Source organism: Marinobacter sp. UBA5687 (genome assembly GCF_002420325.1).
Lineage (GTDB): Bacteria > Pseudomonadota > Gammaproteobacteria > Pseudomonadales > Oleiphilaceae > Marinobacter > Marinobacter nauticus.
In genome coordinates, this window is record NZ_DIHV01000049.1 from 1 (window position 1) to 9,876 (window position 9,876).

General features: G+C 57.5%; 7 protein-coding genes and 1 tRNA gene. 4 read left to right on the forward strand and 4 right to left on the reverse strand.

The annotated features are described in order from the left end of the window. The 3 genes from B3Y70_RS05120 to B3Y70_RS05130 form a co-directional block, all read left to right on the forward strand. Positions 1-2,082: L-glutamate gamma-semialdehyde dehydrogenase (locus tag B3Y70_RS05120; protein WP_288589316.1), on the forward strand; the 2,082-nt coding region annotated here is incomplete at its 5' end. 117 nt (positions 2,083-2,199) lie between these two features. After that, positions 2,200-3,411 (forward strand): MFS transporter, encoded by a 1,212-nt coding sequence (locus B3Y70_RS05125; protein WP_288589318.1) that lies wholly within the window; start codon positions 2,200-2,202, stop codon positions 3,409-3,411. Positions 3,412-3,413: 2 nt separating this feature from the next. Next, positions 3,414-4,679 carry an MFS transporter gene (locus tag B3Y70_RS05130; protein ID WP_273030634.1) on the forward strand — a complete coding sequence of 422 codons (1,266 nt, stop codon included), beginning with the start codon at positions 3,414-3,416 and terminating at the stop codon, positions 4,677-4,679. A gap of 50 nt (positions 4,680-4,729) precedes the next feature. Here B3Y70_RS05130 and B3Y70_RS05135 read toward each other — a convergent pair. Both B3Y70_RS05135 and B3Y70_RS05140 read right to left on the reverse strand, forming a co-directional pair. Next, positions 4,730-4,806, reverse strand: a tRNA-Pro gene (locus B3Y70_RS05135). A gap of 110 nt (positions 4,807-4,916) precedes the next feature. Then, on the reverse strand, positions 4,917-6,560 hold the full coding sequence (locus tag B3Y70_RS05140; protein ID WP_226611040.1) for an FMN-binding glutamate synthase family protein: 1,644 nt from the start codon (positions 6,558-6,560) through the stop codon (positions 4,917-4,919). Positions 6,561-6,832: 272 nt separating this feature from the next. On the opposite strand from B3Y70_RS05140, the gene B3Y70_RS05145 reads away from it, so the two are divergent. Then, on the forward strand, positions 6,833-8,428 hold the full coding sequence (locus B3Y70_RS05145) for a BCCT family transporter (protein ID WP_206851348.1): 1,596 nt from the start codon (positions 6,833-6,835) through the stop codon (positions 8,426-8,428). A 67-nt stretch (positions 8,429-8,495) separates the two neighbouring features. On the opposite strand, the gene B3Y70_RS05150 is transcribed toward B3Y70_RS05145, so the two are convergent. Together B3Y70_RS05150 and B3Y70_RS05155 are read right to left on the reverse strand one after the other, a co-directional pair. Then, on the reverse strand, positions 8,496-9,443 hold the full coding sequence (locus tag B3Y70_RS05150) for an alpha-L-glutamate ligase-like protein (RefSeq protein WP_014420996.1): 948 nt from the start codon (positions 9,441-9,443) through the stop codon (positions 8,496-8,498). Position 9,444: 1 nt separating this feature from the next. Further along, the coding region (locus B3Y70_RS05155) for a 7TM domain-containing protein (protein ID WP_288589321.1) at positions 9,445-9,876 on the reverse strand (432 nt) is incomplete at its 5' end.

Genomic DNA, 9,876 nt, shown 5'->3' on the forward strand with positions numbered 1-9,876 from the left:
AAAATCTTTGGTGAGCAGCGTCGAAACTCCAAAGGATGGGATATTACGGATCCGGTGACGGTGGCCGAGATTGATGAAGGTCGTAACCGTTACAAGAGCCATCAGTGGAAAGGTGGCCCGATACTGGCCGTGGATTCTGTCAGTGACGAAGTGGTTGAGGTGCGGAATCCGGCAAACCCGGACGATCTGGTTGGCCACATCACCTATACCTCAGAGGCGGATATTTCGTCGGCTCTGGACGCCGCCCAGGATGGCTTCAAACAGTGGTCTGCTGTACCTGCGGAAGAGCGTGCGGCCATGATCCGTAAGGTCGGTGACCTTTACGAAGAGAACGTGCACGAGCTGTTTGCGCTGACGACCCGCGAAGCCGGTAAATCCCTGCTGGATGCCGTGGCCGAGATTCGCGAGGCCGTGGATTTTGCCATGTTCTATGCCAACGAAGGCATCCGTTACAAGCATGACGGCGAGGCCCGTGGTGTGATGTGTTGTATCTCGCCCTGGAACTTCCCGCTGGCGATCTTTACTGGCCAGATTCTGGCGAACCTGGCGGCCGGTAACGCGGTGGTGGCCAAGCCGGCAGAACAAACCTCGCTGCTGGCCTTCCGGGCCGTAGAGCTGATGCATCAGGCAGGCATCCCCCGGGCTGCGATCCAGCTATTGCCTGGTACCGGCGCCACCGTGGGTTCTGGCCTGACCTCAGATGCCCGGGTGACCGGCGTGTGTTTCACGGGTTCAACCGCCACGGCGCAGCGGATCAACAAGGCCATGACCGAACACATGGAGCCGGATGCACCGCTGGTGGCAGAAACCGGTGGCCTGAACGCCATGATCGTGGATTCCACCGCGTTGCCGGAGCAGGTGGTGCGTGATGTGCTGGCATCCTCCTTCCAGAGCGCCGGTCAGCGCTGTTCTGCACTTCGCATGCTGTATGTACAGAAGGACATTGCCGATAATCTGCTGGAAATGCTCTACGGTGCCATGGAGGAACTGGGCATTGGTGATCCGTGGCAGTTGTCGACCGATGTGGGCCCGGTGATCGACGAAAATGCCCGCAAGAAGATTACCGACCATTGCCAGAAATTCGAGCAGCAGGGCAAGCTGCTCAAGAAACTGAACGTACCGGAGAAGGGCCTGTTCGTGTCGCCTGCAGTGCTTCAGGTGAGCGGAATTGAAGAGCTGGAAGAGGAAATTTTCGGCCCGGTTCTGCACGTGGCTACGTTTGAAGCCAAGGACATCGACAAGGTGATTGATGCCGTCAATGCCAAGGGCTACGGCCTGACTTTCGGTATTCATAGCCGCGTTGACCGCCGGATCGAGCACATTGCCAGTCGTATCAAGGTGGGTAACACCTACGTGAACCGTAACCAGATTGGCGCCATCGTCGGTTCCCAGCCATTCGGTGGCGAGGGATTGTCGGGTACCGGGCCGAAAGCCGGTGGCCCGCAGTACGTGCGCCGCTTCCTGCGGGGTTTGGTGGTTGAAAAGGCTGCTCAGTCCAGTGACAAGGTGCTCAGTACCGACAAGGCCCAGAAGCTGATCGACAAGCTGGCCAAAGTAGCGGTACCGGAGGCGGAAGGTCGTCAGACGTTGCTGGAGCCCTTCTTCGGCAAGGTGCCGGCGCCTCTGGACGAAGGCTACGAGGAGATGCCGGGGCCGACGGGCGAGCAGAACCATCTGTCCTGCCATGGTCGCGGGCTGGTACTGTGCCTTGGTCCAGACGCCGAGTCTGCCGTTGAGCAGGCCGGCACCGCCCTGTCGCAGGGTAACAAGGTGGTGGTGATTGCACCGGGCGCCGAGAAGGCACTGGCCGATGCCATCAAGGCGGGCCTTCCGATTGTTGCCAGCGATGGCATGCTTGATCCGGACGCTCTGAGCCATCTGACCGGCTTTGAAGCGGTGGTGAGCGTAGCCGAGAAGCCGCTGCTCAAGCAGTACCGCATGGCGCTGAGTAAGCGTGAGGGCGCGCTGTTGCCGGTGATCACAGAACACAAGCTGGATCAACGCTACGTGATTGAGCGGCATCTGTGTATCGACACCACAGCGGCCGGCGGTAACGCCAGCCTGATTGCGTCGGCTGAATAAAGCCGGTTTGGGCCGGGGGATCGCTTCCCCCGGCTTTTCCTTTCCTCGCGTTTTTGTTGCGAGCCATTCGCGTTACCATAGCCCGTTTTAGCTACTTCATTCGAATCGGGCATCCACTTGCAAAGCAACCATTCCAGCCACCGCGACTCTTCCGGGCGAGCCTCTGAGGCCTCGCAAAATTTCTTCGCGGTCTGTCTGTCACTGACGCTGTGTTTTGTCGTCTACTCAATGCTGATTGTGGCAGTGCCTGTGTATGGGCTTCAGCTTGGCGCGTCTCCTCTCGTTCTGGGTGCAGTGTTAAGCGCCCAGTATCTGCTACCGCTGGTGCTGGCCATTCCCCTGGGAGGCATCGTGAGCCGGTTTGGTGGCAGGGCCACGCTGCTGGCCGGGGCGGGCATTATGGTGGCAGGCTTGTTGTCGATGCATACGTGGTATGGCTATGCGGGCCTCGTGACTGGTCAGTTGCTGGTGGGGCTGGCTCACCTCCAGATGGTTCTGGCTGCCCAAACCATCATTTCCAACCTGGGCACCGGGCCGAGGTTGGAGCAGTACTTTGGCTGGTATGCCACCTGGCTGTCGGGCGGGCAGGTTATCGGCCCCCTGTTGGCCGGTGTTGTGCTGAAGTCTTCTGGTACCCAGTACGTGTTCCTTGTGATGGCTCTGTTTGCGCTGGTCTCGGGCGTTGTAACACTCCGCCTGACCGGGCAGGCGAGGGAGCGTATTCACGTTACCCGAAAGCAGGCGGGTTTCCGGGCGCAATGGCAGCTTGTCGGCAGTAACCGTGGGGTGCAGTTGTCGATTCTGGTCACGATATTGGGGATGTTTGCGCTCGGGGTCTACGGCAGCTATTTGCCAGTGTACCTGGAGAGCCTGGCCATCAGCCCGTTGATTATCGGAGTTCTGGTCAGTCTTCGTGCCGGCGTTTCCATGCTGGTTCGGCCCTTTATGGCCCGGATTATTGCCTTGGCGGGTGGCCGTGTGCCGACAGTCCTGCTCTCGCTTGGAACACTCGCCATTGGTCTGGCACTGCTGGGCGTGTCTGAGCAGGTCATGCTGATGGCAGCCCTGGCCATGCTTGTTGGTATCGGTTCTGGCCTTACCCAGCCTTTGTCCATGGTGATTCTGGCGGAATCTGTGGAACGTGAGCGGCGCGCAGGGGCATTGGGTATGCGTTTGATGGCAAACCGGGCGGTGCACTTTCTGGCGCCCCTGTTCTTTGGCCTGCTACTTGAACTGAGCGGCTTTACCCTGGCTTTCGCCGCTTCAGGTATACTGATTGGCTTCGCGCTTATTCTGGCGCACCGACTGTTCAGCTCCGGGAATCTGTAACCATGTCTGGCACGGCCTCCGGCACCTACGATCGACTGATCAACCCTGTACTTGTCGCAGGCTGTATTATTATTCTGGTTGGTTTTTCCGTGCGGGCCTCGTTTGGTCTGTTTCAACTGCCGATTGCCCTGGAATTTGCCTGGCCAAGGGAGTCGTTTTCTTTGGCCATCGCCATTCAGAACCTGTTCTGGGGCATCGGGCAGCCGATCTTTGGTGCCTTTGCTGAACGCTACGGTGATCGCAAAGCTATCCTGGTGGGCGGTATCTGTTACGTGGTCGGGCTGGTTGCCTCGGCATTCGCCATTACCCCGGGTCAGCACCAGCTTCTGGAAATGCTGGTTGGGTTCGGGATTGCCGGAACCGGATTCGGGGTCATTCTCGCTGTCGTAGGGCGCTCTGCCCCAGAAAAGCATCGCTCCATGGCGCTGGGTATTGCAACCGCCGCCGGTTCTGCAGGGCAGATCATTGGCCCGCCCGTCGCGCAGGCGCTGCTGAGCCAGATGCCCTGGCAAAGCGTGTTCATGGTGCTGGCCGGTTTCATTACGGTGTCGATGCTTGCCCTTCTGTTTATGCGGGCACCCAAGGCGGCGCCCTCGGTATCGACCGATGAACCGATGGGGGTGGTGCTGAAGCGAGCGGTGAAAGACCCCTCGTTCCTGTTCATTTTTATCGGCTTTTTCTCGTGCGGGTATCAGTTGGCTTTCATCACCGCGCATTTTCCGGCGTTTATAACCGAAATGTGTGGGCCAATTACGCCAGACAGCCTGATCTACGTGCTGGGGGTAACGTCAGCGTCCGGGCTCGGCGCCATCTCAATTGCTCTGATCGGTCTGTTCAATATCGGTGGCACACTGATGGCCGGCTGGTTGGGTAACCGATACTCGCGCAAGTACCTTCTGGCGACGATTTACCTGTTACGAACAATCGTCTCTGCCGCCTTTATCATGGCGCCCATTACTCCTGAAAGCGTGGTGCTCTTCTCGGTGGCAATGGGTTCGTTGTGGTTGGCGACGGTGCCGCTGACTTCCGGCCTGGTTGCGCACATCTACGGCTTGAAGTACATGGGCACGCTCTATGGCCTGGTATTCTTTTCGCACCAGCTTGGCGGCTTTCTTGGTGTCTGGCTGGGTGGGGCCCTGTACGACCTCTACCACAACTACACGCTGGTGTGGTGGATTGGTGTGGGCGTTGGGGCGTTGTCGGCACTGATTCACCTGCCGATTCGGGAATACCCCTGGGAGAAGCGTGGGCAGGCGGTTGCTGTCTGATAGAACGACAAAGCCCGGACCTTTCGGCCCGGGCTTTGTGTAGGGAATTCTGGTCGGGACGGTAGGATTTGAACCTACGACCCCTTGCACCCCATGCAAGTGCGCTACCAAGCTGCGCTACGCCCCGTAAACTGCAAGCCGCCGAGAAACAAGGTTTATCTCAGTGGCTTAGCGGGAGCGAAGTCTACACCAGCCCAGGCTAAAAATAAACACCGGGCTGGCGAATTTCTCTCGAAATCAACGTAACTTGGTCTCCCGCAGTGCCAGGATGAATTCCGGCGGCTCGAAGGTATCCGGTTGGGCGCTTTCCCAGTACTTGTCGAACACCCTAAGGCCGGTTTTGCCCTCCAGTAGTGCTCCCGGTTCGAGGAACGGAAACAGGTCCAGATAGCTATGCACTTCGGTTTTGGAGACGCGACGGACGATGTGCTCCGGGCCAAGCTCAGAGGGATGCCGGAGCCCCGAGGCCTCAAGCAGATTCTGGAGGGCATCCAGGGTGTTCTTATGAAAGTTGAATACCCGCTCGCTTTTCAAGGGGACGTCCAGTTTATTGCCACGACGGGGATCTTGCGTTGCGACCCCGCTGGGACAGCGGCCGGTATGACAATTCAATGCCTGGATGCAGCCCAGGGAAAACATGTAGCCCCTGGCGGAATTACACCAGTCCGCTCCCAGAGCAAGGGTACGGGCAATATTGAAAGCGGACGTAATCTTGCCTGCGGCGCCAATGGCGATGTCTTCGCGCAGGTGGGTACCCACCAGTGTGTTATGAACCAGAAGCAGGGCTTCAGTCATCGGCATGCCAAGGCGATTGATGAACTCCAGTGGCGCCGCACCGGTGCCGCCTTCGCCGCCATCAACCACGATGAAATCGGGCTTTTTGCCTGTCTTCAGCATGGCCTTAACGATGGCGAACCATTCCCAGGGGTGGCCAATGGCGAGCTTGAAGCCGACCGGTTTGCCGCCGGAGAGGCTTCGCAGCTGTTCGAGGAATTCCAGCAGTTCAATGGGGGTGGAAAAGGCGGAATGGCTGGCGGGTGAAATACAATCTTCGCCAACCTGAACGCCTCGGGCTTCAGCGATTTCGGGGGTCACTTTTGCACCAGGTAAAATGCCACCGTGGCCTGGTTTTGCCCCTTGAGATAGTTTGACCTCTATCATTTTGACCTGGTCCAGGGTGGCATTCCTTTCGAACATCTCGGCATTGAAGGAGCCGTCGGGATGCCGGCAACCGAAATAGCCGGAACCGATTTCCCAGACCAGATCTCCACCGGGTTCCCGATGGTAGCGGGAGATCGATCCTTCCCCCGTATCGTGGTAGAAGCCGCCCTTCTTTGCACCGGTGTTCAGGCTGAGAATGGCGTTGGCGGAGAGTGAGCCAAAGCTCATGGCGGAGATATTGAAAACGCTGGCACTGTAAGGTTTCTCGCAGTTTTTGCCGATCAGAATCCGGAAGTTACTGCTGTCGAGTCGGGTTGGGGTGAGCGAGTGGTTCATCCATTCAAAGCCCTCGTCGTACATGCCTAACTGTGAGCCGAATGGTCGCTTGTCGAGCACGTTCTTCGCCCGCTGGTAGATAATAGTGCGCTGTTCCCGCGAGAATGGCCGCTCCTCCGTATCGGACTGGATAAAGTACTGCCTGATCTCCGGGCCGATGGACTCAAACAGATACCGGAAGTTGGCCATAATGGGATAGTTTCGGCTAACAGTATGCTTTCGCTGCAGTAAATCCCAGGTGCCGAGGGCTGTGAGCGCACCAAAAATCACCGGAAACAGATAGCCTGCTCCAAGCCAAAGCGTTACCGGTAAAGACACCAGCAGCCCGGCGATGCTGAGGACATAAGCGGAATAGCGCAAAGGGAAGGTGGTGGTTTTTTCCATGAATACCTCTGGGTGCTGTCGGGCGGGTGTCGGCGAAACCTTGCAGTATAACTACGTCACTTGTTCGGGTAGTAGACCTGTTTCAGGAAACAATCTTTGCCTCTGCAAAATCTGGACTATGCTGATGTAGATAAAAAAGGCATTTTTCTTGCTTTTGATGTTTTGAGTTCAAAGTAATAAAATGACCGGCTTGTAACGTATGAATGATTGTTCATTGCGTTATCCATTCACTCAGCATATTCAGTGATCACACCAGACCAGGAGGCGCCAACGTGGGCGAGGTAGTGAAAGACGAATATCAGACGGATTACGTCGCAGGCCAGGATAATATCAATCCGTTCGGCCTGGATCTTCATAACTGGGTTTTCCCGGTAGCGGCCATCATTGTGGTTCTGTTTGTTATCGGAACATTGATGTTTCCGGTAGCGGCGAAGGAGACTCTTGATGGGGCCAAGTGGGACATTATTGCCAGTTTTGACTGGTTCTTCCTGCTCAGCGCCAACATTTTCGTGGTTGTCAGCCTTGCGCTGATCTTCATGCCGGTAGGCAAGATCCGGCTGGGTGGACAGGATGCAACGCCCGAATTCTCAACCATGTCATGGTTTGCCATGCTGTTCGCAGCCGGGATGGGGATCGGCCTGATGTTCTGGGCCGTGGCCGAGCCGGTGGCCTACTACACAGGCTGGTACGAAACCCCGTTCAATGTGGCTGCCAACTCTCCCGAAGCGCGTGATCTGGCGATGGGGGCAACCCTTTATCACTGGGGGCTGCACCCCTGGGCAATCTACGCCATTGTGGCTCTGTCTCTGGCGTTCTTTGCGTTTAACAAGAACATGCCACTGACCATCCGTTCCGCGTTTTTCCCACTGCTGAAAGACAAGGTGTGGGGCTGGCCGGGGCACATCATTGATGTCCTCGCGGTTGTGGCCACTATCTTTGGTCTGGCCACGTCACTTGGCTTTGGTGCCCAGCAGGCTGCCTCCGGCCTGGATTACCTGTTTCAGGTAGGTTCTGGCACCAATGTGCAGATGGCTATCATTGTTGGCGTTACGGCCTTGGCGCTCATTTCCGTGCTGCGAGGTCTGGACGGCGGCGTTAAGGTGCTCAGTAACATCAACATGGCGACTGCGGGGATCGTGTTGTTCTTCGTGATCTTCGCCGGTCCGACCATGACCATTCTGGAGACCATCTGGGTAACCTCTTCCACCTACGTGGCCAACATTGTGCCGCTGAGTAATCCGTTTGGTCGTGAAGACGAGGCGTGGTTCCAGGGCTGGACTGTATTCTACTGGGCCTGGTGGATTTCCTGGTCACCGTTCGTAGGTATGTTTATCGCGCGGGTTTCAAAAGGCCGGACAGTACGTGAGTTCGTCACTGCGGTTCTGATTATCCCGACCTTGATCACCACCGTATGGATGAGTGGTTTCGGTGGCACGGCACTGGAACAGATCCAGCAAGGCGTTGGTGTGCTCGCAGACAAGGGGCTGACCGAGGTTTCTCTGGCGACCTTCCAGATGTTTGAGCAGCTGCCCTGGACCGGCATTGTCTCGTTCGTCGGTATTATCCTGGTGCTGGTGTTCTTCGTAACCTCGTCGGATTCCGGCTCGCTGGTGATCGACAGCATCACCGCTGGCGGCAAAACCGATGCCCCGACGGCTCAGCGTGTATTCTGGGTGGTCATGGAAGGTGCCATTGCGGCGGCGTTGATCTTCGGCGGTGGCGAAGACGCTCTGGGCGCGATCCAGGCCGTGGCCATCAGTGCCGGGTTGCCCTTCACGGCAATACTTCTGCTGATGACCTGGGGCTTGTTGAAAGGCCTCACCCATGAGAGGAAGTTGCTCCTGCAAAGGGGTGAGCTGACCTCCTGATCAGCGGGTCTGAACAAAAAACCGGAGCTACACCAGCTCCGGTTTTTTTATGCCCAAACACTGATTGTCAGCGCCGGGCAAAGCTTTCCATGGCAAACAGCGCTCGCTCTCTGGGGCTGAAATGTGGGCGCTTGAGGCTCTCGATCGCGTTGAGCCTGGGCAGCAGGCCGCAGCCGTTGGCCATCTGAATGGCCAGACCGGGTCGGGCGTTCAGTTCGAGCAGCAGTGGGCCTTCGTTGGCGTCCACCACCAGGTCTACCCCCATATATCCCAGGCCGGTGGCCTCATAGCATCGGGCTGCCATTTCCAGCATGTTTTCCCAGTCTTCAATCCGGATATTCTCCAGAGCCAGTCCGGTGTCCGGGTGCAGGGTAATCGGCCGATTGAACTGAACTGCGTTCAGGCTCTGGCCAGAGCCGATATCCAGCCCGACGCCAACAGCCCCCTGGTGCAGGTTGGCTTTACCGTCGGACGCGGTGGTTGCCAGCCGGAGCATAGCCATGACGGGATATCCCTGAAACACCACGATCCGGATGTCGGGTACGCCCTGGAAGGAGTACTTGGCGAGTGCCGGGGAGGACTGAACCAGGTTTTCAACAATGGCAACATCCGGGGTACCGGCAAGGGAATACAGGCCAGCCAGAATGTTGGTGAGGTGACGCTCCAGCATGGCGACGGAAATGCGGGCGCTGGAGGCCTTGATAAAGTCGTCGCCGTCTCGCCCGGTAATCACGGTAATGCCCTTGCCGCCAGAGCCTTTTGCTGGCTTGATGGCGAAACCGGCCAGATCCTCTGCCATTTCCCGAAAATGGGAGATTTCGTGTTGTTGGCGAACCACCTGCAGCAGCTTGGGGGTTTTTACGCCGTATTCGCTGACCGCCAGCTTGGTTTTCAGCTTGTTGTCCACCAGCGGGTAGGAGGTGCGATCATTGTACCGGGCAATGTAATCTACATTGCGCCGGTTCATGTTCAGCATCCCGAGATTTTTCAGCCTGCGTGGAGAGATCCAGTCCATATCAGTCGTAGGCCTTCATCGGGGTAAACCGCTTGAGCTCGCTGAGCTTGTAGCCGGTGTACTGACCCATCAGCAGGATCAGCCCGAGAATAACCAGATGTAACTCCGGGAAGTTGAAGGTGAGGTGGCCAGCCAGCGGTGTACTCATGGCTAGGTAGGCGCAGATGGCCACAAACAGACTGCCTGACCCCTGCACAAGCACTTCGCGGGCGCCTTCCTCTTCCCAGAGAATGGACATACGTTCGATGGTCCAGGCGATGATCACCATGGGGAAGAAGGTGACGGTCATGCCGGTGTTAAAGCCCATCTGGTAGCCAATGATGCTGAGCCCTGCGGTGATGAAGATCACCAGAATGATCAACGCCGATATGCGTGATACCAGCAGCAGGTTCAGGCTGGAAAGATAGCCGCGCAACAGCAGGCCAATGGCTAC